25 protein-coding genes and 1 pseudogene are annotated in these 24,454 nt (G+C 32.6%); 14 read left to right on the top strand and 12 right to left on the bottom strand.

The features are described from left to right. Positions 1-6: 6 nt before the first annotated feature. The gene (locus CD034_RS07540; protein WP_037541632.1) at positions 7-414 is read right to left on the bottom strand and encodes a YxeA family protein; all 408 of its coding nucleotides are present in this window, start codon (positions 412-414) and stop codon (positions 7-9) included. Between the two features lie 205 nt (positions 415-619). Here CD034_RS07540 and lepB point away from each other — a divergent pair, with 205 nt between their 5' ends. Then, positions 620-1,192: a signal peptidase I gene (lepB, locus tag CD034_RS07535; protein ID WP_103288251.1), complete on the top strand. Its 573-nt coding sequence runs from the start codon at positions 620-622 to the stop codon at positions 1,190-1,192. A gap of 229 nt (positions 1,193-1,421) precedes the next feature. On the opposite strand, the gene CD034_RS07530 is transcribed toward lepB, so the two are convergent. Continuing rightward, positions 1,422-2,996: a BCCT family transporter gene (locus CD034_RS07530; protein WP_002488125.1), complete on the bottom strand. Its 1,575-nt coding sequence runs from the start codon at positions 2,994-2,996 to the stop codon at positions 1,422-1,424. Positions 2,997-3,167: 171 nt separating this feature from the next. Here CD034_RS07530 and CD034_RS07525 point away from each other — a divergent pair. Together CD034_RS07525 and CD034_RS07520 are read left to right on the top strand one after the other, a co-directional pair. Further along, positions 3,168-3,374: pseudogene (locus CD034_RS07525) on the top strand (GNAT family N-acetyltransferase); the annotation flags it as partial. Between the two features lie 73 nt (positions 3,375-3,447). Continuing rightward, positions 3,448-3,999: a GNAT family N-acetyltransferase gene (locus tag CD034_RS07520; protein WP_103288300.1), complete on the top strand. Its 552-nt coding sequence runs from the start codon at positions 3,448-3,450 to the stop codon at positions 3,997-3,999. Positions 4,000-4,108: 109 nt separating this feature from the next. Here the strand turns inward: CD034_RS07520 and CD034_RS07515 are convergent, their stop codons facing one another. The 5 genes from CD034_RS07515 to CD034_RS07495 all read right to left on the bottom strand — a co-directional run bounded on the left by CD034_RS07515 (position 4,109) and on the right by CD034_RS07495 (position 11,244). After that, positions 4,109-4,855, bottom strand: coding sequence for a cyclase family protein (locus tag CD034_RS07515; protein ID WP_103288250.1), 747 nt, complete (start codon positions 4,853-4,855; stop codon positions 4,109-4,111). Positions 4,856-4,933: 78 nt separating this feature from the next. Next, positions 4,934-7,180: a 5-methyltetrahydropteroyltriglutamate--homocysteine S-methyltransferase gene (gene metE / locus CD034_RS07510; RefSeq protein WP_002454539.1), complete on the bottom strand. Its 2,247-nt coding sequence runs from the start codon at positions 7,178-7,180 to the stop codon at positions 4,934-4,936. Further along, on the bottom strand, positions 7,177-9,015 hold the full coding sequence (locus CD034_RS07505; protein WP_103288249.1) for a bifunctional homocysteine S-methyltransferase/methylenetetrahydrofolate reductase: 1,839 nt from the start codon (positions 9,013-9,015) through the stop codon (positions 7,177-7,179). The genes metE and CD034_RS07505 overlap by 4 nt, the downstream gene beginning before the upstream one ends. Continuing rightward, on the bottom strand, positions 8,969-10,144 hold the full coding sequence (gene metC, locus CD034_RS07500; RefSeq protein ID WP_103288248.1) for a cystathionine beta-lyase MetC: 1,176 nt from the start codon (positions 10,142-10,144) through the stop codon (positions 8,969-8,971). The genes CD034_RS07505 and metC overlap by 47 nt, the downstream gene beginning before the upstream one ends. Continuing rightward, on the bottom strand, positions 10,141-11,244 hold the full coding sequence (locus CD034_RS07495; RefSeq protein ID WP_071860384.1) for a PLP-dependent transferase: 1,104 nt from the start codon (positions 11,242-11,244) through the stop codon (positions 10,141-10,143). The genes metC and CD034_RS07495 overlap by 4 nt, the downstream gene beginning before the upstream one ends. Before the next feature lie 686 nt (positions 11,245-11,930). Here CD034_RS07495 and CD034_RS07485 point away from each other — a divergent pair. The 4 genes from CD034_RS07485 (at position 11,931) to ychF (ending at position 15,097) form a co-directional block, all read left to right on the top strand. Beyond that, entirely contained in the window at positions 11,931-12,755 is an 825-nt protein-coding gene (locus tag CD034_RS07485; protein ID WP_103288247.1) for a ParB/RepB/Spo0J family partition protein, read from the top strand. Between the two features lie 130 nt (positions 12,756-12,885). Next, positions 12,886-13,764: a mechanosensitive ion channel family protein gene (locus tag CD034_RS07480; RefSeq protein ID WP_103288246.1), complete on the top strand. Its 879-nt coding sequence runs from the start codon at positions 12,886-12,888 to the stop codon at positions 13,762-13,764. Between the two features lie 20 nt (positions 13,765-13,784). Next, positions 13,785-13,988 (top strand): DUF951 domain-containing protein, encoded by a 204-nt coding sequence (locus tag CD034_RS07475; RefSeq protein ID WP_002448008.1) that lies wholly within the window; start codon positions 13,785-13,787, stop codon positions 13,986-13,988. Between the two features lie 11 nt (positions 13,989-13,999). Next, positions 14,000-15,097 (top strand): redox-regulated ATPase YchF, encoded by a 1,098-nt coding sequence (ychF, locus tag CD034_RS07470; RefSeq protein ID WP_002447976.1) that lies wholly within the window; start codon positions 14,000-14,002, stop codon positions 15,095-15,097. Positions 15,098-15,165: 68 nt separating this feature from the next. Here the strand turns inward: ychF and CD034_RS07465 are convergent, their stop codons facing one another. Beyond that, positions 15,166-15,357, bottom strand: coding sequence for a hypothetical protein (locus CD034_RS07465; protein WP_002447995.1), 192 nt, complete (start codon positions 15,355-15,357; stop codon positions 15,166-15,168). A 247-nt stretch (positions 15,358-15,604) separates the two neighbouring features. Here CD034_RS07465 and rpsF point away from each other — a divergent pair, with 247 nt between their 5' ends. From rpsF to CD034_RS07435, 6 genes are all read left to right on the top strand, one after another. Then, positions 15,605-15,901, top strand: coding sequence for a 30S ribosomal protein S6 (rpsF, locus tag CD034_RS07460; RefSeq protein WP_002447961.1), 297 nt, complete (start codon positions 15,605-15,607; stop codon positions 15,899-15,901). A gap of 21 nt (positions 15,902-15,922) precedes the next feature. Next, positions 15,923-16,441, top strand: a complete 519-nt coding sequence (gene ssb / locus CD034_RS07455) for a single-stranded DNA-binding protein (protein ID WP_049418760.1) — start codon at positions 15,923-15,925, stop codon at positions 16,439-16,441. Positions 16,442-16,482: 41 nt separating this feature from the next. After that, a complete protein-coding gene (rpsR, locus tag CD034_RS07450; protein WP_002447994.1) occupies positions 16,483-16,725 on the top strand; it encodes a 30S ribosomal protein S18 in 243 nt (80 codons plus the stop codon). Between the two features lie 182 nt (positions 16,726-16,907). Beyond that, positions 16,908-17,852: a hypothetical protein gene (locus CD034_RS07445; protein ID WP_103288245.1), complete on the top strand. Its 945-nt coding sequence runs from the start codon at positions 16,908-16,910 to the stop codon at positions 17,850-17,852. 280 nt (positions 17,853-18,132) lie between these two features. After that, positions 18,133-18,381, top strand: coding sequence for a GlsB/YeaQ/YmgE family stress response membrane protein (locus CD034_RS07440; RefSeq protein ID WP_002447983.1), 249 nt, complete (start codon positions 18,133-18,135; stop codon positions 18,379-18,381). 278 nt (positions 18,382-18,659) lie between these two features. Then, the gene (locus CD034_RS07435) at positions 18,660-19,238 is read left to right on the top strand and encodes a histidine phosphatase family protein (RefSeq protein ID WP_103288244.1); all 579 of its coding nucleotides are present in this window, start codon (positions 18,660-18,662) and stop codon (positions 19,236-19,238) included. Positions 19,239-19,335: 97 nt separating this feature from the next. Here the strand turns inward: CD034_RS07435 and CD034_RS07430 are convergent, their stop codons facing one another. From CD034_RS07430 to CD034_RS07415, 4 genes are all read right to left on the bottom strand, one after another. Continuing rightward, complete coding sequence (locus CD034_RS07430; RefSeq protein ID WP_002447997.1) at positions 19,336-19,965, bottom strand: NDxxF motif lipoprotein; 630 nt, start codon at positions 19,963-19,965, stop codon at positions 19,336-19,338. A gap of 235 nt (positions 19,966-20,200) precedes the next feature. After that, on the bottom strand, positions 20,201-21,724 hold the full coding sequence (gene ahpF / locus CD034_RS07425) for an alkyl hydroperoxide reductase subunit F (protein ID WP_103288243.1): 1,524 nt from the start codon (positions 21,722-21,724) through the stop codon (positions 20,201-20,203). A 14-nt stretch (positions 21,725-21,738) separates the two neighbouring features. Beyond that, positions 21,739-22,308, bottom strand: a complete 570-nt coding sequence (ahpC, locus tag CD034_RS07420) for an alkyl hydroperoxide reductase subunit C (RefSeq protein ID WP_002447989.1) — start codon at positions 22,306-22,308, stop codon at positions 21,739-21,741. A 403-nt stretch (positions 22,309-22,711) separates the two neighbouring features. Then, positions 22,712-23,491, bottom strand: coding sequence for a 2-keto-4-pentenoate hydratase (locus CD034_RS07415; protein WP_002448003.1), 780 nt, complete (start codon positions 23,489-23,491; stop codon positions 22,712-22,714). A gap of 155 nt (positions 23,492-23,646) precedes the next feature. Here CD034_RS07415 and CD034_RS07410 point away from each other — a divergent pair, with 155 nt between their 5' ends. Next, the gene (locus CD034_RS07410) at positions 23,647-24,402 is read left to right on the top strand and encodes an NADPH-dependent oxidoreductase (RefSeq protein ID WP_065581054.1); all 756 of its coding nucleotides are present in this window, start codon (positions 23,647-23,649) and stop codon (positions 24,400-24,402) included. The last annotated feature ends 52 nt before the right edge of the window (positions 24,403-24,454 follow it).

Below are 24,454 nucleotides of genomic sequence, written 5' to 3'. Positions count from 1 at the left end.
TAAGTTTTATAATTTTTCTTTCGCTTTAGTTGGAATGTCTGATTGTTTTACTTCTTTATATGATGTAATGGTGTGAGATTTTTCGCTTACAACTAAGTAATGATGTTGTTTTAATTTTTTAGACGCTGTATAATCAATGTTTTTAGCTTTACCATCTTTGGTGTAACCTGTTTGATTATAATGATAGATATAGAAGTCTTTTTCCTTATCAACGACTTCCACTTTTGATGGTTTTTGAGTCTTAACATAATACTCATGCGTTGGTGCTAAGGGATTTAATTTATTCCAATCATTGATAGAACGATTGTTAGGATGTTGGTCTGAATATGCGTTTAATCCAAATAAACCACCTATAATGACTACAATAATGACAAGAATAGTTAATATGATTCTTAATAATAATTTCAATCTCATCACTCCTTATCTCTATTACACTTCTTATTTTAAAAGAGTGAATGAAGCGGTGCCTTTATCTAACCTTACAAAGTAAGAGGGATATCTTACGAATGTGAAAGATTCAAATAGAAATCAATCGTAAGAAGAATGAAACGTGTTTGAAAAGTATGTATGATAGAGTAGAAGTCATCGAGAATAAAACAAATGATAGGCGGGATGAAATGTGAAAAGAGAAATCATGGAGTGGGTTATATCCATTGTAGTGGGGCTACTGGTTGTTATTGTAGTAACAAAGTTTATTGGCGAATCCTATACAGTATCTGGGTCTTCGATGTATCCAACGTTTCAAGATCGCAATAAAGTGATTATAAGTAAAATTTCTAAATCTATGAATCACATTGATAATGGTGATGTCGTTGTATTTCATGAAGATTCAAAACGTGATTTTATTAAACGTATGATTGGTACACCAGGGGATACAGTAGAATATAAGGGAGACCAATTATATGTAAATAATAAAAAAGTGTCTGAACCGTATTTAGATTACAATAAGAAACACAAACAAGGTCAATATTTAACAGGCTCATTTAAATCAAGTCAAATTAAAGGTTCAAATGGTGAAATGAAACTTCCTAAAGATAAATATTTAGTTTTAGGAGATAATAGACAAAATAGTATAGATAGCCGATTTGATGTTGTAGGTCTAGTAGATAAAAAACAACTTGTAGGTAAAGTCGTTTGGAGATATTGGCCATTTAATGAATGGAAGACTAACTTCAATCCAGGAACATTTTAAAAATAAAGTCACAACGAATGTCTTCAATTCGCTGTGACCTTTTATTTTATAGTAGAGTTTTAGAAGATATCTTATACAAACTACAAGAGTAGATAGAATTCATTTTGAATGTGTCGTCCCCAAAAAAGAGGACTAAGGTTGAAAAAAGCTTGCGACAAATGCATGTTCAATTCAATAATCGGCTATCAATAAAAAAACTGAGACATTTAATGATGTCTCAGTTTCTGTCCTATTTGATTTTAGATTGTTGAGTTGTGTTATTTTTAATATAGTCCTTTTTACGTTGATGATCAGGTTGTAAGGTTAAACCTAAGTATTTTCTTTCTTGATTTGCATCTTTGAAAAATGAAATCATCATTAAAATAACAACAAAACTAAATGGTAATGCTGAAATAATAGCAGCAGATTGCAGCGCATCTAGACCTGTCGATCCACCAGATAATAAAAGTACATAGGCAATCGCTGATAACATCACGCCCCAGACAATTTTAACAAAACCGGATGGATTTAAACGACCAAATGATGTTTGCATGCCTAATACAAATGTAGCTGAGTCTGCGGATGTAATAAAGAATGAGCCTACTAAGATAATAGCGATAAATGACAAAATTGTACCCATAGGCATTTCATTGAAAATACCAAATAATTGTGTTTCAGGTGGCATACTAAAGATATGTTTAGATTGCTTACCAATTTCAATACCAGTAATACCAAAGGCTGTAAACCATAGCATACTAATAATTGTAGGAACACCTAATACTGCTATAACGAATTCACGGATCGAACGACCTTTTGAAATACGTGCAATGAAGATACCTACAAATGGTGACCAACTCATCCACCAGCCCCAATAATAAATCGTCCATGACTGTAACCATTCATGTTTTTGTGAGTTAAGTGGAGCAACATCAAAGCTATTAAAAATAAGAGTATTCAAATATTCACCAATTGAGGATGTAAACATATTCATAATTAAAATTGTAGGGCCTACAATAAGAATAATAATAAATAACATCGCAGCTAAAAGCATATTTAAATTACTTAAATACTGAATACCTTTGCTTAAGCCACTCCAAGCACTAATTAAGAATAAAACTGTAACAATTAGAATAATAATGCCTTGAATAAGTTTATTGTTTGGCACTCCAAATAAATAATTTAAACCACCGTTAATTTGCATGGCGCCAACACCAAGTGACACTGCAACCCCAATAATAGTAGCAAAAACGGCTAGAACATCTATAACAGTACCTAATGGACCTTCTACTTTATTTCCGAAAATAGGACGTAATGTATGAGAAATGAGTCCTAAGTCATTTTTTCTAAACTGTGTATATGCAAGAGCCAATGCAACAATACCGTAAACTGCCCAAGGATGTAGTCCATAATGTAAGAAACTTGAACGCATGGCTTCAGCTAGAGCAGCTTCTGTTTCTTTACTCGCTGTTGGTGGCGATAGATAATGTGAAATGGGCTCAGAAGATCCATAGAATACAAGTCCAATACCCATACCTGCACTAAATAGCATTGTTAACCATGAAATGGTATTAAATTCTGGTTTATCATCAGGCTTTCCTAACTTAAGCTTTCCAATTGGATGAAAAATAAGTGTGATACAAAATATCAGAATAATGCTAATAAGTAGCATATAGTACCAACCAAACGTTTCTGTAATAAAACTTCCGATTGCTCCAGAAATTGAACCAAATTGATTAGGGAAGATGGCTCCAATAATTACCAGTAACCCTACAATAACTGAAGCAAAAATAAACACATTTGAAAACTGTTTAGATTTGTTTTCCATGTATTTAACTCCTTTCAAATTTAATAAAACAGATGTATAAAAGATTAACATATATCGAATAAAGAGCAATATAAAATTTTAAAAATATTTAATAAATTCATATTTTTTAGCAAACTTAGCATATTAATATGTGTATAATTTATTGAATATTTTGAAAAAAGAAATAAAGTACTGTATTTTTTTATTTATCAAATATATAAAGATATTAAACTGAAAATATTAGAGGAACGTGAAGCGGAACAATTATTTACACTCGTGGATTCAAATCGTGACTACTTAGCAGAATTTCTACCATTCGTTGAATATACGAAGAAGATGGAAGATAGTAAACACTTTATCCATTTAGTGTTACAGCAATTTGCTCGTGGAGATGGATTTCCATATCCTCTTTAGTAGCGGTTTTTTTCTTTAAGGTTCATTAATAATTATATAAGCGGGTGGGATAGTTATGATCTTTGGTTATCAAATAGATAAAGATATTAAATTAAAGATATTAGAAGAAAGAGAAGCAGGGCAGTTATTTAAATTAGTAGATAGTAACCGCAAATATCTAGCAGAATTTCTACCATTCGTTGAATATACGAAGAAGGCGGAAGATAGTAAACACTTTATCCATTCAGCGTTACAACAGTTTATCGATGGTAATGGATTTCATTGTGGAATATGGAGTGATAAAGAACTGATTGGTGTTATTGGATTACATTATTTAGACTTAGTTAATAAACGTACCTCGATTGGTTATTATTTAGCTGAAGATTTTCAAAAGAAAGGTATCATGACTAGATGCACTAAAGCACTTATTCAATATATATATGAAGAATATGATATTAATCGAATCGAAATACAAATGTCTACTAAAAATAAGAAAAGCCGAGCTATACCAATAAGACGTGGATTCACACAAGAAGGTATATTGAGAAGTGATGAACGTGTACAAGGGAAATTCTCAGATAGTTATGTGTATAGTCTGCTCAGAGAAGAATATGAAAATGGATATAAATAATAATACATCCTGATACTTAGACTCGTTTAAGTGCTTTAGTATCAGGATGTTATATATTATATAGGAAAGTGATCAATTTGATCGCTCATTATCAACATATCACTTATATTTAAGATGGTTTAATAGCAAATGCACGGACTGGGAAACCTGGTGCATCTTTCGGTTTGGGACTAATCGCATAAATGACTGCGCCACGTGTAGGCAATTGGTCTAGGTTTGTTAAGAGTTCAAGTTGAAAAGTATCTTGTCCAAGTATATAACGTTCTCCAACAATATCGCCATTTTTAGCTGTATCTACTGACGCATCTGTATCGAATGTTTCATGACCAATCGATTTTACACCGCGTTCTTCAATTAAGAATTTTAAAGCATCTAGTCCCCAACCTGGTAAATGTTGGTTACCATCAGTATCTTTATTTTCGAATTGTTCAATATCTGACCAACGTTTTGACCAATCTGTACGTAAAGCAACAAAGGTACCTTCTTCAATGCGCCCATTCTCCGCTTCCCACTGTTCTAAATGTTGGCGTGTCACGATAAAGTCATCATTATTTTTTACTTCTTTTGAATAATCTAACACGATAAGTGGTAAGACTAATTCTTTTAAATCAAGATCCTCAAGATAACGTTTATTCTCTACAAAATGTATCGGTGCGTCAATGTGTGTGCCGTATTGTGTAACGATATTCCAACGTTGTACATAAAAGCCATGTTCTTTGACTGTAAATAATGTGGATACTTGACCTTTTTCAAATTCACTAAATCGTGGAATGTCTGGATCGAAAGTATGGGTTAAATCTACCCACTCTGCTGTTTTTAATTGTTGTAATTGGTCCCACAATGGATAATTTGTCATATGTTTCACCTCGAAAGTCTAATATAAGAATAAAAGAGGGAGAAAACTCAATTTCTCCCTCACATGTTTATCTGTATCTTATGCGACAGGTTTATTTTTTTCTTCACGTTTTTTACGAACAGTATTTACAAGTACTGTTAAGGCATCTTTCACTTCGTCTTCTTTACGTGTTTTTAGACCACAGTCAGGGTTAACCCAGAATAAAGAACGGTCGATTTGTTGTAAAGAACGATCAATTGCTGTTGCAATTTCTTCTTCAGTAGGAATACGTGGACTATGAATATCATATACACCTAATCCAATACCTAAATCATAGTTAATATCTTCAAAGTCTTTGATTAAATCACCATGGCTACGTGATGTTTCAATTGAAATAACATCTGCATCTAAGTCATGAATTGCATGGATAATTTGACCAAATTGAGAATAACACATATGCGTATGAATTTGTGTTTCATCTTGGACTGAAGAGGTTGCAAGTTTAAATGAATTTACCGCATCAGCAAGGTATTGTTCATGGTATTCAGAACGTAATGGTAAGCCTTCACGTAATGCGGGTTCATCTACTTGAATGACTCTAATACCTGCTTCTTCAAGTGCTAATACTTCTTCGTCAATAGCTAAGGCAATTTGATCTTGAACGACTTTACGAGGAACGTCTACACGTTCGAAAGACCAGTTTAAGATAGTGACTGGACCAGTTAACATACCTTTAACAGGTTTATCAGTTAAGCTTTGTGCATAAACAGTTTCTTTAACTGTTAAAGGTGCAGTCCATTTTACATCTCCATAAATAACTGGTGGTTTTACAGCACGTGAACCATAAGATTGAACCCATCCAAATTTTGTGACTAAGAAACCTTGAAGTTTTTCACCGAAGAATTCAACCATGTCATTACGTTCGAATTCACCGTGTACAAGTACATCTAAGCCAATCTCTTCTTGGATTTTAATCCAACGTGCGATTTCATTTTCTAAGAAGTTGTTATATTCTTCGTCTGAAATTCGATTATTTTTCCAGTCTGCACGGTATTTACGTACTTCTCTTGTTTGAGGGAATGAGCCAATCGTTGTTGTTGGTAAATCTGGTAAATGTAAACGAGCGTCTTGTGCTTTTTTACGATCTTTAAAAGCAGATTTACGACTGGTTGGTACACTATCAAAATCATATTCAAGGTTTTTGAATGATTGACTTTGGAATCGTTCATAGCGTGCTTTTAACTCATCATATTTTTTACTATCATTATTATTAAATAATCGACGTAATGCATCTAACTCATCTAATTTTTCAGTAGCAAAGCTTAAGCCTTCTTCAATTGATGTATCTAATGTTTCATCATCTAATGATACCGGAACGTGTAATAATGAAGATGATGGTTGAATTACAATTGCTTTAGCATAAGGTTGTAAAGTTTCGATTAATTCTTTTTTCGCTTCAATATCTGCAGCCCAAACATTACGACCGTCAATAATACCAGCATATAATGTTTTAGATTTATCGAAATCTCCTGCTTTAATTTGTTCTAAGTTATAACCATGATCATGAACAAAATCTAAACCAAGACCAGCCACTGGTAAACGGCTTAAGAATTTGACATTCACGCGTTCAAAATAGGTTTGTATGACTAATTTTTCTCCTAGACCAGCATCAGCAAAGTAGTCATAAGCCTCTTTAGTAATATTTTCATAATTTTCACTTTCATCTGTGACGAGAACAGGTTCATCGACTTGAATGTATTCAGCACCTGCATCTACTAAAGATTGTAATACTTCTTTATATAATGGAAGTAATGTTTGAACTTTCTCTTCAAAAGACTGACTACCGCCTTTAGAAAGTTTCACAAAAGTGATTGGGCCAACAATGACAGGATGTGCATTTACATTAATTGATTTAGCATAGTTAAAACGGTCTAATAATATATTGCGATTCACCTTAGGTTCAACATTATCCCATTCAGGAACAATATAGTGATAGTTTGTGTTAAACCATTTAATTAATGCACTTGCAACATGTTCTTTATTACCACGTGCAATATCAAACAATAAATCATCATCTACTGTACGCCCTTGGAAACGTTCAGGAATAATGTTGAAAAGTAATGATGTATCAAGAATATGGTCATATAATGAGAAATCACCAACAGGTACACTGTCTAAATTATAATTCTTTTGAAGCAATAAATTTTCTTTATGTAAGTCTGTTAATGTTTGATCTAATTCAGTTTTATCGATTTTTTTAGCCCAATAGCTTTCGATTGCTTTTTTCCATTCTCTTTTTCTACCTAATCTTGGGAATCCTAAGTTTGAAGTTTTAATTGTTGTCATGATATTGCCTCCTTGTTTTGGGTAATTGCTTTAGAATATGCTGCGAGCTCTAATGAATAATCAATACGTTGGAAAGGTGTAATGAGATATAAACCATTAAAGTATTCATGTACCGTATCGATTAATTCTTTAGACAGTCTCAAACTTAATTCTTTTGTTTTTTCTTTATCATCTTTTACTGCTTTAAATTGATTTAATACTTCTTCAGACATTTTAATTCCAGGCACTTCGTTATGTAAGAAAAGTGCGTTATTGTAGCTTGCAATAGGCATGATACCGATAAAAAGTGGGGTATCAAGATGTTTAGTTGCTTCATATACCTCTTTGATTTTTTCTTTACTATATACAGGTTGGGTAATAAAGTAACTCATACCTGCCGCTACTTTTTTCTCAAGACGTTTAACTGCTCCGTCTAATTTACGAACGTTTGGATCGAACGCTCCGGCGATGTTAAAGTTGGTATGTTTCTTCAGCGCATCACCATCAACATTAATACCTTGATTAAATCGTAGTGCAAGTTCTGTTAGGCCTTTTGAGTTAACATCATAAACATTTGTTGCGCCTGGTAGATGACCTACTTTTGAAGGGTCTCCTGTAATGGCTAAAATTTCACTCACACCGATGAGTGAAAGGCCAAGTAGATGAGATTGTAAACCAATTAGATTCCGATCTCGACATGTGATATGAACAAGAGGTTCAATATCATATTGTTGTTTGATTAAACTTGCAGCAGCGATATTGCTGATTCTTACAGTAGCGAGAGAGTTATCTGCGAGTGTTACTGCATCAATATGTGCTTCATCTAGCTTACCTATATTCTCAAAGAACAATTCTGTATCGAGATGTTTTGGAGTGTCTAATTCAACAATCACAGTAGGTCTCTGTTTTACTTTTGATGTTAAATTTTGTTTTAATGTACGTTTTGCATTTGTATTAATTGTTCGATGAATTGGAATAACTTTTTTATTTTTAATCGGTTTTAAATTTTTTACAGATTCTTTAATGTAAGAGATATGTTCCGGTGTAGTACCACAACAACCACCAATTAAACGAACCCCTTCGTTAATTAATTCTTGTGCAACATCACCAAAATATTTAGCATTGTCGCTATATTTAAATTCACTATTTTCAATATCGAGTAGGCTCGCATTAGGATAACATGAGAGATAGGCATGTTCTGGTAGTTCGATATGTGAAAATGAGCGTTGCATGTGATGTGGGCCATGGTGACAATTTAAGCCCACCACATTTGCGCCACATTCAATGAGATGTTTTAACGCCTCGTTAATTTCTGTACCGTCAACGAGATAATTCGTATTGGAAGCGGTCAGTTGTGCGATAATTGGAATATCGTACTTTTGACGTGTCGCTGTTATCACACTCGTTAATTCATCTAAATCGTAGTAGGTTTCAAATAGTAAACCATCTACACCTTCTTCAATTAAAGTATCAATTTGATTGTCTGTATGATATTGAATAGTAGAAAGCGATAAGTCTTCTTGTTTTATTCCCCTGAAGCCACCCACCGTTCCTAAGATAAATGTCTCTTTATTGGCTGCGCGTTTTGCAATTTGTACAGCGGCTTTATGAATTTCTTTTACTTTATGCTCTAAGCCAAATACTTTTAATTTTTCAAAGTTAGCGCCATACGTATTTGTCTGAATGACATCAGCTCCTGCTTCTATATATGAACGATGAATACGTTCAACTTTATTGGGATGTGTAAGATTATATGCTTCAGGACAAGTATCTAGGCCCTCGGAATAGAGGATTGTTCCCATTGCGCCATCAGCTACTAAAACGTTGTTCTTCAAATGATTCAATAATCGACTCATTAAATGCCTCCTTCAATGCGTAGTCAATATCATCTATGAGTTCTTCAGGTTGTTCAAGACCTACGCTTAGACGGAATAGACCAAATGTAATGCCACGTTCGTTTCTCACTTCTTCTGGAACAGCTGCATGAGACATTGTGGCTGGATGTGAGAGTATCGTTTCTACTCCGCCTAAACTTACCGATACAAGTGGTAAAGTTAGCGCATCTACAAAGGCTTGAGCTTTTGTTTCATCTTTTAGACGAAAGCCAATGACTGCACCGCCACTTTTAGCTTGTGATAAATGTAAATGACTATTTCCCGGATAATATACTTCAGCAACTTCATCTCTTTGACTTAAAAAGTCTACAAGTTTTTCAGCATTCGATGTAGATTGTCTAAAACGAACAGGTAATGTTTTTAAATGTTTGGCTAAAGTCCAACTATCATGTGCAGATAGGGCAGTTCCTGTTCCATTTTGGAGTAGGTAAAGTGCCTCAGCGATGTCTTTACGATTTGTAATAGCAGCGCCAGCAATAATATCACTATGTCCACCTAAGAATTTTGTTGCAGAATGAACCACTATATCAGCACCAAGTGCAAGTGGAGATTGACCTAATGGAGTCATAAATGTATTATCTACTGCTAAAAGTAAATCATGTTTTTTAGCGATATGAGCAACTGCTTTAATATCAGTGATTTTAAAGCATGGATTTGATGGTGTTTCTATATAAATTAATTTTGTATTAGGTTGAATGGCCTGTTCAATTTCTTCAGGATGAGTCGCATTTACCGTCGTAAATTTAATATTAAAACGATTTAAAATACGTTCAGTTAGTCTAAATGTTCCACCATACACATCATCTGGTAAAATGACATGATCTTCAGCTTGTAATGTGAGTAATACAGTTGATATTGCTGCAATACCTGAAGCATAAGCAAATCCATATTGACCGCCTTCAAGTTTAGCTAATTTTTCTTCTAATAATTGACGATTAGGATTACCACTTCTGGCATAATCAAATTTTGCGTTACCACCAAGTACTTTTTGATGGAAAGTTGAAGAATCATATAATGGTGGGTTTGCTGAATCGTAATCTACACCTCTATGTTCATCAAATATCACTTCTGTTTCTTTAGATAAGCTCATGAAACCACTCCTACTTTAGAATTTTCTAATGCTTGAATAATATCTGCTTCAATATCCTTATAATCTTCAATACCAATGGATAAACGAATTAAATGTTCATCAATACCTCGTTTGTCTTTTTCATCATCTGGCATGTCGACGTGTGTTTGTGTATATGGGAAAGTAATAAAGGTTTCAGTTCCTCCTAAACTTTCTGCAAAAATACAAATTTCTAAATTTTCTAAAAATTTAGCTACGCTATAAGCCTTATTAAGACGTAAACTTAACATACCTGTTTTTCCACTATAGAGTACTTCATCAATAGAATCGGATGTTTCACAACGTCTTGCGAGACGACGTGCATTGTCTTGAGATCGTTCTATTCTGAGATGTAGTGTTTTCAAACCTCTTTGGAGCAAGTAACAATCAAGTGGAGACAATGTGGCGCCAATCATATTGTGAAATTGACCTAATTGTTCAGCAAGTGTGTCATCTTTAACTGTCACTACGCCTGCAAGTACATCATTATGACCACCTATATATTTTGTAGCTGAGTGTAAAACAATGTCAGCACCTTGTTCTAAAGGTGTTGATAAGTATGGAGTTAAAAACGTGTTATCAATAATGGTTAATAGATGATGTTTTTTACTCAGAATATAATAGGGTTCTACATCAATTTGAATCATTTGAGGATTCGAAATTGGTTCGATAAAGAGTGCTTTTGTATGTTTATTTATACTATTTTCGACTTCTTCATAATTTAAAAAATCAACGTATTTAAAATGAATACCGTATTGTTGTTCATAATAATCAAATAATCTAAATGTTCCTCCATATAAATCAAACGCTACTAAAATTTCATCACCAGGTTTAAATAAGTTACAAATAAGTTGAACTGCTGCCATACCACTTGACGTTGCAAATGAAACTGTACCACCTTCTAATTTGGCAAATGCTTCTTCAAATGAAGAGCGAGTTGGATTTTTCGTTCGTGTGTAATCATATCCTGTAGACTGACCTAGGTGAGGATGTTGATATGCCGTCGATAAGTAAATGGGATTAGCAATTGCGCCAGTCAAATCCTTTGTTAATGAAATTTGTGCTAATTGAGTATCTTTCATTTCAAATCCTCCTATCATTTTCTAAATAAAAAAAGCTTCCGTCCTTTAAACCCGATATGTATCGGATGTAAAGGACGAAAGCTTGTTTCGTGGTACCACCTTTGTTTACTACTTTATTGCTAAAGTAACCTCAAACAGTACGCCATTATGTTTTAGGAGTATTTGAAAAAGTGACACACATTATCGTAAATGATCAGATATATCTGTAATAAAAAACTCATTTAACTTTTGAAGATAAATGAGTATTAACGATAATTTAGTGACGCCGGTGATTCCAGTACGCCATTAAACAATAAATGTTAATACTGTATCGCTATAACGGGCGAACCCGTTGATACCTCATATTGGCATCAACACTCAAAGGCCATTTTCAAACTTTCTTTCAATGTCTCTTCTCAGCTTACAAGACTCTCTGTATCCGCAGTGTAAGTTTTACTTTCCTTATTACCGTGTGTAATTTGTGTTTTTTTTAAGTTAATTCATAGCTTACAGACATAAATTACATTTGTCAACAACTTTTCTGAAAATTATGATTAAATAATAAATTCAGAAAGTGCCTGAATAATTGATATATATATACTTTCTATCTAGTAAATTTTTTTCTTAAAAAAGTTTATAAGACTTGTAGATATAAAACGCTTTTTTTAAAATTAAGTAATGACTTTAAAGACAAGGGAGGACTATGCATGAACAACATTGAAGATCAACGTGTTCAATTAAATAATGATGAACACGTACAACATATTAAAATTTCAAGTATTAAAGCTAATCCCTATCAACCTAGAAAAACATTTGATGAGGAGAAACTTCAAGATTTAGCAGAGTCTATAACAACTCATGGTATACTTCAACCTATTGTTTTAAGAAAAACGATCAATGGATATTATATCGTTGTAGGAGAACGACGTTTTCGAGCTTCTAAATTAGCTGGGTTAGAGGAAGTTCCTGCAATTGTAAAATCCCTTTCTGATTCTGACATGATGGAATTAGCCATTATAGAAAATTTACAAAGAGAAGATTTAAATGCAATTGAAGAAGCTGAAAGTTATCAACGATTAATGAATGATCTTGGTCTGACACAACAAAAAGTTGCTGAAAGGTTAGGAAAATCACGGCCTTACATTGCTAATATGCTAAGATTATTAAATTTACCCTCTGATATTGCTAAGCTTGTAAGAGAGAATCGCATGTCAGGGGCCCATGGACGTACTTTACTTGCATTAAAAGATGTAAATACGATGAAACGTATAGGTAAACAAGCAATCAAAGAGGGGTGGAGTGTGCGTTATTTAGAAAAAGTTGTTTCTGAAATCCAAGACGGTGGGCAGTCTAAAAAAGAAAAATTAAATACTCCAAGTAAACCCAAATTCATACAGAAACAAGAACGTGCGCTTAAGGAAAAATTTGGAACTCATATAGATATATCTGTATCTAAAAATGTTGGTAAAATTGTGTTTGAGTTTAAATCCGAGGCTGAGTTTAAACGTATTATAGATAAACTTAATGAATAGTATCCTATTAATAAAATAAAAAAGAAAATGATAAATCAAAAGACTGATACAATTTTAGAAGAAATTTTGTATAATAAATAAATTGGAATATAAATTTAAGGTGGACTAAATAGAAAAGGAGGGGGCTATTATGAATCAATTGAAGAACGTGTTAACATCGCTATTTAAACCATTAACAGAACCCGAAGTATACACAAATTTAGCAACTAAATTAGCAATGGTTGTTATTTATATTTTAGTAGGCTTAATTGTAATTGGAATTATTAATAAAGCGATAGAAGAAGCATTTAAATTTCAAAATAAAAGTAATAGAGGAAATAAAAAACGCTCTAAAACGCTCGTGTCTCTTATCAAAAATGTTGTCAGATACATTGTGTGGTTTATCGTACTCACAACGGTATTAAGTAAATTCGGAATTAGCGTAAATGGGATTATCGCCAGTGCCGGGGTTGTAGGTATCGCTGTTGGTTTTGGAGCTCAGACTATAGTCAAAGATATTATTACTGGATTTTTCATTATTTTTGAAAATCAGTTTGATGTAGGTGATTATGTTAAAATTAATAGCGGTGGTACTACAGTTGCTGAAGGAACAGTAAAATCTATAGGATTGAGATCAACACGTATTAATACCATCACTGGGGAGTTAACTATTTTACCAAATGGTAGTATGGGTGAGATTACTAACTATTCTATTACTAATGGTACGTCAATTGTAGAAATTCCAGTCTCAGTTGATGAAAATTTAGATAAAGTTGAAAAGAAATTAAATAAATTATTTACAGCAATGCGTAGTAAATACTACTTATTCATTACTGATCCAGTCGTTTTAGGAATTGATGGGTTAGATGAAACAAAAGTGATCATAAGAATATCAGCAGAAACTATTCCTGGAGAAGGTGCTTCAGGTTCTAGAATTTTACGCAAAGAAATTCAAAAAATGTTTGTACAAGAAGGTATTAAATTGCCACAACCCATGTACGTAAGAAATACTGATAAACAAGACGCTTAATAAATGTTGGGGGTAATGTTGTGACACCAAAATATGGTATAAATGATATAGTAGAAATGAAAAAACAACATGCTTGTGGAACAAATCGATTTAAAATTATTCGCATGGGTGCGGATATACGAATTAAATGTGAAAATTGTCAAAGAAGTATTATGATTCCACGACAAGTGTTTGATAAAAAAATAAAAAAAATATTAGTATCTCATCAAGATACAGAAAGTTAGGAGAATGATTCATGGCTTTAACAGCAGGTATCGTAGGTTTGCCTAATGTTGGTAAATCTACTCTATTTAATGCAATTACAAAAGCAGGTGCGCTCGCTGCGAACTATCCTTTCGCTACAATCGACCCGAATGTTGGGATTGTAGAAGTACCAGATACACGTTTAAATAAATTAACAGAAATGGTAGAACCTAAGAAAACAATTCCTACTACTTTCGAATTCACAGATATTGCAGGTATTGTTAAAGGTGCTTCAAAAGGTGAAGGTTTAGGAAATAAATTCTTATCACATATTCGTGAAGTAGACGCTATTTGTCAGGTAGTACGTGCTTTCGATGATGAAAATGTGACACACGTCGCTGGTCGTGTAAATCCATTAGATGATATTGAAGTCATTAATATGGAACTTGTTTTAGCTGATTTAGAATCAGTAGAGAAACGTTTGCCTCGAATTGAAAAAATGGCACGTCAAAAAGATAAAACAGCAGAAATGGAGTTCCGCATTTTATCTAGAATAAAAGAAGCATTAGAGGAAGGAAATCCAGTTCGTAGTTTAGATTTTAATGAAGAAGATCAAAAATATGTAAATCAAGCTCAATTATTAACATCTAAAAAAATGTTATATATTGCAAACGTTGGCGAAGATGAAATTGGTGACGATGAAAATGATAAAGTGAAAACCATTCGTGAGTACGCAGCTAAAGAAGATTCTGAAGTTATCGTCATTAGTGCAAAAATTGAGGAAGAAATTGCAACACTTGATGATGAAGATAAGGAAATGTTTTTAGAAGACTTAGGTATTGAAGAACCAGGCCTCGATCGTCTTATCAGAACAACATATGATTTGTTAGGATTATCTACTTACTTTACAGCAGGTGTTCAAGAAGTACGTGCTTGGACATTTAGACAAGGGATGACGGCACCACAATGTGCAGGTATCATTCATACAGACTTCGAACGTGGTTTTATTCGTGCCGAAGTAACAAGTTATGACGACTATGTTGAGCATGGTGGCGAGCAAGGTGCGAAAGAAGCAGGTAAACAACGTTTAGAAGGTAAAGATTATATTATGAAAGATGGAGATATTGTTCACTTCCGATTTAATGTATAGGAATATAAAAAGCGCGACATCTGTTTATTATAGATGTCGCGCTTTAGTTATATCATTATGGTTATATCTTAAAAAAACGGTATAACTTTACTTGCTTTAATAATATCTTTGGTGCTAAAAAACTGTTTACCTTCTCCAGTATATGCTGGCTCAAGAATCATATTAGCTTTTGCACAGTATAGCCACTCTGGATTGATACCGCAATTTAAGATTTCTTGAAACTCTTGAAAATCTTTATTCCAATCTAAATCTAATTGCATAGTTACACCTCAAGGATATTATAGGATATCAGTTCTCTTTTGAAAAGATATGTTTAAAGTTTGAATATAAATTTATAGGCCAATACGATAGATCTTATCCACTTTCAGACAAAATATTTCAAATAATATTTATTGTAAAAAGTAATCACCTATGCTATAATTCTTGATTGTGAGTAATGAAAATTATTCCTTGCCTATGGATAGGATTCGATAGGCCGCATAGACCACAAGGAGGTGCAATTATAAAATGAGAACATATGAAATTATGTATGTCGTACGTCCTAACATTGAAGAAGATGCTAAAAAAGCAGTTGTTGAACGCTTTAACGGTATCTTAGCTTCAGAAGGATCAGAAGTTTTAGAAGAGAAAGACTGGGGTAAACGCCGTCTTGCTTACGAAATTGAAGATTTCAAAGAAGGCTTCTACTTCATCGTACGCATTAAAACAGATAATAACAGAGCTACAGACGAATTCCAACGTTTAGCTAAAATCAATGACGATATTATCCGTTATATCGTTATCCGTGAAGACCAAGATAAGTAATAATTAAATGGGGGCGTTGAAATGATAAATCGAGTTGTATTAGTAGGTCGTTTAACTAAGGATCCAGAATACAGAAGTACTCCCTCAGGCGTAAGTGTAGCGACATTTACTCTAGCAGTTAACCGTACTTTCACGAATGCTCAAGGGGAACGCGAAGCTGACTTTATTAACGTTGTTGTATTTAGAAGACAAGCAGAAAACGTAAATAACTATCTTTCAAAAGGTAGTTTAGCTGGCGTTGATGGTCGCATACAATCACGCAGTTATGAAAATCAAGAAGGTCGTCGTATATTTGTCACTGAAGTTGTAGCGGATAGTGTTCAATTCCTTGAACCTAAAAATGCACAAGGTGGACAACGTCATCAAGGAAATAATGATTTCCAAGATTATGGCCAAGGATTTGGTGGTTCACAATCAGGACAAAATACATCTTATAATAATAATAATAACAATCGTGCATCAAACAATAATCAATCAGATAACCCATTTGCAAATGCAAATGGTCCAATTGATATTAGTGATGATGACTTACCATTCTAACGAAAGAATGAGATTAAAAATATAAAAGGAGGTAATTAACCATGGCAGGTGGACCAAGAAGAGGCGGACGTCGTCGTAAAAAAGTATGCTATTTCACAGCAAATGGTATTACACATATTGACTATAAAGACACTGAATTATTAAAACGTTTTATCTCAGAACGCGGTAAAATTTTACCACGTCGTGTAACTGGTACTTCAGCTAAATATCAACGTATGTTGACTACAGCTATTAAACGTGCTCGTCATATGGCTTTATTACCATATGTTAAAGATGAAAACTAATATATAATTAGTGTAAACCCCGTAAGCTCAAGGCTTACGGGGTTATTTTTATGTCGTAGTAATAAAAAATGGATAGATTATACACCTTAAGTTGATTTTAAAATGTATTGTGTAATATCTTTAATGTATGCAATATAAAATGTTATCATTAAAAGAGACATACATAAGGAGTTATGATGATAATGAGAGGAAAATATTTATTAGCAGGTATTGTTGCATCTACTTTATTTTTGGGTGCTTGTGATTTAAATATTCATTTACCAGGCGGAAATAATGATAGTTCAGAGGATAAGCAAAAAACTGAGAAGAATGATCATAAAAATAAAACGCCTAATAATTCAAATAAAAATAATGATACTAATAATGATAAAAATATAAATTTATCAGACACACAGAAAAATAATAATGATGAAAATACTAATTATAATCAAACTGAAGATATTCAACCCAATGATAATAAGAGTATTCAGTCATCCGAACAGAATACTCAAAACCAATCTGAAAATGGAATCAATGGAAATAATGAAACGACTACGAATGAAAGTCATTCAACTAGTGGCAATCAATCAAATGATTCTTCGAATAAAGAACTTACACCGAAGCAAGCAGAGGATGTTGTCTATGATTGGTATAAAAATCAAGGATTTGGAAATCGTTTAAGAAATGAATTTAATTACAATCCTAGTAAAAGTACTGACGAGATGTATTATATAGATTATGCAGCAAGTGACGCATATGGTACTGGAACACCTTATGTAGCCATTGTAGATAAACATACAGGTAGTATTGTTGATAATTATAATAATATGACAGATGAAGAAAAAGCTAAAAGAAAACAAATGAATGAAAGTAAATTAGAACAAAGTAACCGACAACGAAACAATGATGTACAAAATAATGAAACAAAGAATGATAATGAAACACAACATACATCGTCTAATGAAGAAAATCAAAATAGTGCGCAATCTGAAACTCAAAATGATGTCCAGACATCGAATCAATCCGAGAACAATGATTCAACTTCAACAGACGCTTCTACACAAACTAAAGAAGAACCCACAACTTCTCAAATAGATCGTAATGAACAAGCACAACCAAATCATCAAAGTACAAATAACGAAGAATAAAAACAAAGGAACAAGACATTATATTCAACATGAATATGTTTTGTTCCTTTAAAGTTGTTCATAATGTTTAGCAAGTATTTTATATAAAATACTTGCTATTTTTTAGTAGTCTTATATTTTTAATCATTAATTGAATAAATACTAATAAAATATGTGGGTGTCATTATTTAGTTGTTTTTGTTATAAAAAATAAATTATTTTAATAATTATGTTTATAAAATTTAAATAGGTGGTATGAATAAGAAGTAAACAAAATAAAACTATAAGGAGTAATCTAACTATGGGCTTTATTATTATGATAATCGTTGGTGGATTAATCGGTTGGATTGCTGGCATGATCATGGGTAAAGATATCCCTGGTGGTATCTTAGGTAATATCATTGCTGGTTTAATCGGTTCATTCATCGGAAGTAAATTGTTAGGTACTTGGGGGCCTGTTTGGGGCGGAGTACCAATCTTCCCAGCATTAATCGGTGCAATTATTCTTATTTTTATTGTTTCTTTAATTTTAAAAGCAATCAAAAAATAGGTATAGCATTTTAAAGGGGACTACGTTATGTAGTGCTCTTTTTTTATTTATTAAACTAAAAAAAGAGGATGACGTCGGGTTAAGGCGTCATCCAGGAGTATTATGTTCATGAATATAAAAGACTTGTAGTTATTAAATAACTACATATTAATAGTATCATGCAATATAAATAATAACAATCATAAAAATGTATATTATTTAAAAATATATCATTTATATGATTAGTAGACTTCATTCATTTATTATTTAATATAATAAATTGAAATAGGAGGTAAAACATGAATTTATATCTTATTCGACATGGTGAATCACAGTCTAATTACGATAATAAGTACAATCGAGCATATTATTGTGGTCAGTTAGACGTTCCTTTAACTGAAAAGGGCGTTGAAAGCGCAAAACAATTAAAGCCATATTTTTATAATATAAAAATCAATGATGTGTATGTATCTGATTTAACAAGAACGAAAGAAACATATCAATATATCTTCCCTTACGATATCCCAACTACAGTCACATCATTATTACGTGAACGTTCATTGGGTCTATTTGAAGGTCAATTTAAGGATAAACTTATGAAAAACAATATGTATCATCGTTATTTTCATGATCCAAATTATAAAGATTTTCGACATAGCTTTATTCAAAAAGCACCTGAAGGGGAAAGTTATTATGATGTTTATTATAGAGTGAAACAGTTTTTCGAAACGATTCATATTCAAGACGATTACACGATAGTCATTATTGCACATCAAGTTGTGATTCGTTGTATTATGGTTTACTTTGGCTATATAAATAAAGAAGAAGCATTAATTAAAGTAATTGAAAATTGTAAGCCATATCTCATTGAATTATAAAAAAATCTGAGACATCATTTATCGTCTCAGATTTTTTATATATGGGACATCACCATTAATGGACTGGAATAACATATTCAAATGGATACTCCCTATTCTATTTATCAAAAACGTTTGTTTTGATATCTTTCTTATTTAAGAAAGACTTGATTTTATTTTGTTGGTTGCCATTTACATCTCCAGCATAATGAGTAGGAACATCTACAATGTTAATTGTATTTTGAGGTTGATAATTCAGTTGTTCGATACTTTCATCAACATTTGCAATTGTACTATTCAAAGCATGAAAGTACTTAATAATACGATTTACATTATCTTTATAGCCGTCTGGCAATGTGTTATTTTCAACATATTTTTTAAAGTGTAAGTCATTTTTAACAGCAATATTAGATAAATGACTAAGTTTTTTAGCTTGTTTATCAGTGATTTTTGTTTGTCCTGAACTTTGACGATCGATTTTACTTTGCATTATATATTTATTGTCTAAAATATCACTATTAACATCTAGATATTTTTTGATTGCTTTGTTCATTTCATCTTCAGTAAGCTTTTGATGAGATTTATTCGATGTAAAAATATCATTTTCAGTTAAGTTTTTAGCATGTTTCGGTGCATTAACACCGTTACTTTGATTATGATTGTCTTCATTATTATCATTATTAGGTGCACACGCACTTAACATTAATAACAGGGCTAAAAAACTACTAATAACCATACTCTTTTTCATAGACTTCAATAATCTCCTTTATTAGTAAACATTTCTATTTAAGAATAATAATAGAGTATCACTTATAGAAACAGAATTGAATGTTTAAGACATAAAATTAATATAAATCTATGAACAAATTGTGGCAATAGCATTAAAAAAGCAGAGTCGTTAATAAAATGACTCTGCTTAAAATGAAGATATTTGATAGGTTAAGTTCTAAGTCTTACTTTCATATAGAAAGTTAAACTTTAAATTAATTTCTAATAATATAATCAAATGCACTCAATGCTGCGTTAGCACCTGAACCCATTGATATAATGATTTGTTTATATTTTTGGTCAGTAACGTCACCAGCAGCAAAAATACCAGGAACGTTTGTGTTATTTTCACGATCCACAACGACTTCTCCACGGTTATTTAACTCTACTGCGTCACCAATCCATTTTGTATTTGGCACAAGGCCAATTTGTACAAAGATACCATCTAAGCTTAATTCTTTCATTTCACCAGATGACATATCTTCATAGCTTAAACCAGTAACATGATCTTCACCTAGAACTTCAGCAGTTCTAGCATTTGTGTGAATATCAACATTAGGGAAAGAACGTAAACGTTCTTGTAACACTGTATCCGCTTTTAGTTCTGGATCGAATTCAAATAGTGTCACATGTTTAACTATTCCTGCTAAATCGATAGCTGCTTCAACACCAGAGTTACCACCGCCGATAACTGCAACGTTTTTATTTTCAAATAAAGGTCCGTCACAGTGAGGACAGAAAGCCACACCTTTATTGATTAAGCGATCTTCACCAGGAATATTTAATTTACGCCAGCTTGCACCCGTTGAAATAATAGCAGTTTTACTTTCAAGAACTGCATCATTTTCTAAAGTTACTCGGATAGCTTTATCAGTTTTTTCAATTTTAGTTGCACGAATACCAGTCATAGCATCAATATCATATTCTTCGATATGTGCAGCTAAATTAGAAGAGAATTCTGATCCAGTGGTTTGTTTAACAGTAATAAAGTTTTCAATGCCAGCTGTATCATTAACTTGACCACCGATTCTATCTGCAACAATACCAGTGCGTAAACCTTTACGCGCAGTATAAATTGCAGCACTACCACTTGCTGGCCCACCACCGATGATTAATACATCGTATGGATCTTTATTTTCATATTCTGAAGCATCTTGTGTACTGCCAAGTTTAGATAAAATATCAGAAATTGTCATACGACCATTACCGAATTCTTCACCATCTAAAAATACAGCAGGAACTGCCATGATATCCTTAGACTCTTCACGGAATACAGCACCATCAATCATTGTATGAGTGATATTTGGATTAATTACACTCATTAAATTTAATGCTTGAACTACATCTGGACATTTTTGACAAGTTAAACTTACATAAGTCTCAAAATTGTAGTTGCCTTCAAGACCTTTAATTTGATCAATGATTGCTTGTTTTTCTTTAGGCGCACGACCACTTACTTGTAAAATAGCAAGCACAAGTGAATTGAACTCATGACCTAAGGGAATACCAGCAAATGTGATACCAGTATCTTCTTCAGGTTTACTTACTTGGAAACTTGGTGTGCGTTTTAATTCTTTTTCAACGATTGTAATATGATCTGTCATCTCAGCGATTTCATCTAATAAATCTTTTAATTCTTTAGATTTATCATCAGAGCCAATACTTGCTCTAAATTCTACATCGCCTTCCATAAGTTGTAATAATTGTTGTAATTGTTGTTTTAAATCAGCATTCAGCATACTTAAATGCCTCCTTAAATTTTACCTACTAAGTCTAATCCTGGTTGTAATGATTCAGAACCTTCTTCCCATTTTGCTGGGCAAACTTCCCCTGGATGTTGACGTACGTATTGTGCGGCTTTGATTTTATTTACTAATGTACTTGCATCACGGCCAATACCATCTGCATTAATTTCTGCTGCTTGAACTACACCATCAGGGTCAACGATAAATGTACCACGTTGTGCCAAACCTGCTTCTTCATCTAATACATCGAAGTTACGAGTGATGATTTGAGAAGGGTCACCAATCATAGTGTATTGGATTTTGCTGATTGCGTCTGAATGATCGTGCCAAGCTTTGTGTACGAAATGAGTATCAGTTGAAACTGAAAATACATTAACACCTAAATCTTGTAATTGGCTATATTGGTTTTGTAAATCTTCTAATTCAGTTGGACATACGAAAGAGAAGTCAGCTGGATAGAAGCAAACAACACTCCAAGAACCTTTTAAATCATCTTGGCTTACTTCTTTGAATTCATCATTTTTAGGATCATATGCTTGTGCTGTGAAAGGTAAGATTTCTTTATTGATTAAAGACATAACTTAAATTCCTCCTGATTTATCGAATATTAAATTAGAACTACATAATAATCATTGCTTATTTATAATAATTCTAATCTCTTGATTAATATTATTACATGTAGATTTTATTTCGTCAACATAATACACTTAAAAGTAAGAAAAACAATATAAAGCACTGATATAACAAGGTTCATATAAAATATATTAACTTTTTTAAGATATTGGGAGGATTATTTTTTCTAATTAAAAAATGTAAATTGTAAATAAAAACACATCTTTTCGCTTAAATATATTCTCAACTAAAGGATAGTATTTGATAATGGGAATCAAACATAATAGATTAAAACTCTCTCCAAGTTACGCTTTGAAACATATAAATCTGAAGAGAGTATCAAGTATTTTCAATATTATTTTATTAAAATCAGTCTTTGACTTCTACTTTTACGCTTCCTACTTTCTCGTATTCAGCAATATAAATACCTTTTTCTAACTGTAGGGGTGAAATAAATGTACCTGAAGAAATAAATTGCCCTTTTTCTAAACGTTTTCCATGTGAATGTAATTTTTTATTTAACCATTTTATAGATTCAATAGGATTTCCTAGTACGTCACTAGAGTGTCCTGTTTCAATTTCTTGATCATTTTTAAATAACTTTAAGTTAATATCAGCAAATGATTTGTAATCAAGAGGTGTTACTCTTTTTCCAACCACAATTAAACCTGTTGCAGTATTATCTGAAATTAAATCTGATAAAGCAAAGTTAGGGAACCAATCTTTATAACGTGCGTCAGGAATTTCAATACCTGGAGCTACTTTTACACTTTCTAAGATGGTTTGAACATCGGCATTCTCTGGTAAGTCTGCAGTTAACTCAAAAATAAGTTCAGGTTCAAGTAATGGATCAAATAATGTTGATAATGAGATAGAGTTATCCCCCTCGACTACTTGAGTAGATAAAATAGTACCGTACGCAGGCTCATTTGTATTGGCAATGGCTTGAGTGGCGGCACTTGTCATACTTACTTTGTAACCTTTAATTTCTGATTTTTGCTTATTTTTTAATTGATTAATGAGATCATCTTGTGTGTGATAGGCTTCTAACTCATTTAGTTCAAAAGAGGAACTGATAAAATTAATCGGTTTTTTTGATGTAAAAGCTTGATATAAGGCTGTTGAAACTTCTTTGTTAGCGTGAGTCATAGTATCTCTCCTTTGATATCTGAAAATTGTCATTATTATGATAACTTTAATTGGTTTAGCATGCAAATCTTAATTTAAAATAAAGGGCAATTTTGAAGAAAAATAAAATATAAATTGTTAATATATATTCAGTAATTAAAAAAGGAGTGGACTTAATGTCAGATTATGTTTACGAATTAGCTAAAAAACATCATTCAGTTCGAAGATTTAAAGATCAACCTTTAAGTGAAGGTGTTGTTAGAAAGTTAGTTGAAGCTGGACAAAGTGCTTCAACATCTAGTTATTTACAAACGTATTCTATTATTGGAGTAGAAGATCCAGAAATTAAAGCACAACTCAAAGAAGTATCAGGGCAACAATATGTGGTAGACAATGGCTATTTATTTGTATTTGTTTTAGATTATTATCGTCACAATCTTATTAATGAAGATGTAGAACAACATATGGAGACGTCATTTGAGTCGGCTGAGGGCTTATTAGTTGGTGCCATCGATGTTGCATTAGTATCAGAAAATATTGCTTTAGCAGCTGAAGATATGGGCTATGGCATTGTATACTTAGGTTCGCTTCGCAATGATGTCGGGCGTGTACGTGAGATTTTAGACTTACCTGAATATGCCTTCCCTTTATTTGGTATGGCTGTAGGAGAGCCAGCTGAGGATGAAAATGGATCACCAAAACCACGTTTACCTTTTGAACATATCTTCCATAAAAATGTCTATAATAGCAATAAAGCACACCAAAAAGAAACATTAAACACTTATGATCAAATGGTGAGTAAATACTATCAAGACCGTACAAATGGTGTAAGAAATGAAACCTGGTCTCAACAAGTTGCTGGATTTTTAAGTGGGAAAGCACGATTAGATATGTTAGAGCAATTAAATAAAGCTGGACTAATGAAAAGATAAAATAAAACCGAAAAAAGAGAGGCAGAATTTGTTTGAAATTCTGTCTCTCTTG

This window comes from Staphylococcus hominis subsp. hominis, from assembly GCF_002901845.1.
Lineage (GTDB): Bacteria > Bacillota > Bacilli > Staphylococcales > Staphylococcaceae > Staphylococcus > Staphylococcus hominis.
The sequence above is the reverse complement of the archived record's forward strand: the minus strand, read 5'-3'. Positions and strand labels throughout refer to the sequence as shown.

Bases quoted from the DNA above. Each gene is read 5' to 3' on its own strand.
- ahpC (WP_002447989.1), bottom strand. From the start codon at position 22,308: ATGTCTTTAATCAATAAAGAAATCTTACCTTTCACAGCACAAGCATAT.
- ychF (WP_002447976.1), top strand. From the start codon at position 14,000: ATGGCTTTAACAGCAGGTATCGTAGGTTTGCCTAATGTTGGTAAATCT.
- CD034_RS07540 (WP_037541632.1), bottom strand. From the start codon at position 414: ATGAGATTGAAATTATTATTAAGAATCATATTAACTATTCTTGTCATT.
- CD034_RS07485 (WP_103288247.1), top strand. From the start codon at position 11,931: ATGAACAACATTGAAGATCAACGTGTTCAATTAAATAATGATGAACAC.
- CD034_RS07505 (WP_103288249.1), bottom strand. From the start codon at position 9,015: ATGAGTCGATTATTGAATCATTTGAAGAACAACGTTTTAGTAGCTGAT.
- CD034_RS07440 (WP_002447983.1), top strand. From the start codon at position 18,133: ATGGGCTTTATTATTATGATAATCGTTGGTGGATTAATCGGTTGGATT.
- CD034_RS07480 (WP_103288246.1), top strand. From the start codon at position 12,886: ATGAATCAATTGAAGAACGTGTTAACATCGCTATTTAAACCATTAACA.
- CD034_RS07445 (WP_103288245.1), top strand. From the start codon at position 16,908: ATGAGAGGAAAATATTTATTAGCAGGTATTGTTGCATCTACTTTATTT.
- CD034_RS07410 (WP_065581054.1), top strand. From the start codon at position 23,647: ATGTCAGATTATGTTTACGAATTAGCTAAAAAACATCATTCAGTTCGA.
- ssb (WP_049418760.1), top strand. From the start codon at position 15,923: ATGATAAATCGAGTTGTATTAGTAGGTCGTTTAACTAAGGATCCAGAA.
- ahpF (WP_103288243.1), bottom strand. From the start codon at position 21,724: ATGCTGAATGCTGATTTAAAACAACAATTACAACAATTATTACAACTT.
- metE (WP_002454539.1), bottom strand. From the start codon at position 7,180: ATGACAACAATTAAAACTTCAAACTTAGGATTCCCAAGATTAGGTAGA.
- rpsR (WP_002447994.1), top strand. From the start codon at position 16,483: ATGGCAGGTGGACCAAGAAGAGGCGGACGTCGTCGTAAAAAAGTATGC.
- CD034_RS07430 (WP_002447997.1), bottom strand. From the start codon at position 19,965: ATGAAAAAGAGTATGGTTATTAGTAGTTTTTTAGCCCTGTTATTAATG.
- rpsF (WP_002447961.1), top strand. From the start codon at position 15,605: ATGAGAACATATGAAATTATGTATGTCGTACGTCCTAACATTGAAGAA.
- CD034_RS07415 (WP_002448003.1), bottom strand. From the start codon at position 23,491: ATGACTCACGCTAACAAAGAAGTTTCAACAGCCTTATATCAAGCTTTT.
- CD034_RS07435 (WP_103288244.1), top strand. From the start codon at position 18,660: ATGAATTTATATCTTATTCGACATGGTGAATCACAGTCTAATTACGAT.
- metC (WP_103288248.1), bottom strand. From the start codon at position 10,144: ATGAGCTTATCTAAAGAAACAGAAGTGATATTTGATGAACATAGAGGT.
- CD034_RS07515 (WP_103288250.1), bottom strand. From the start codon at position 4,855: ATGACAAATTATCCATTGTGGGACCAATTACAACAATTAAAAACAGCA.
- CD034_RS07530 (WP_002488125.1), bottom strand. From the start codon at position 2,996: ATGGAAAACAAATCTAAACAGTTTTCAAATGTGTTTATTTTTGCTTCA.
- CD034_RS07495 (WP_071860384.1), bottom strand. From the start codon at position 11,244: ATGAAAGATACTCAATTAGCACAAATTTCATTAACAAAGGATTTGACT.
- CD034_RS07465 (WP_002447995.1), bottom strand. From the start codon at position 15,357: ATGCAATTAGATTTAGATTGGAATAAAGATTTTCAAGAGTTTCAAGAA.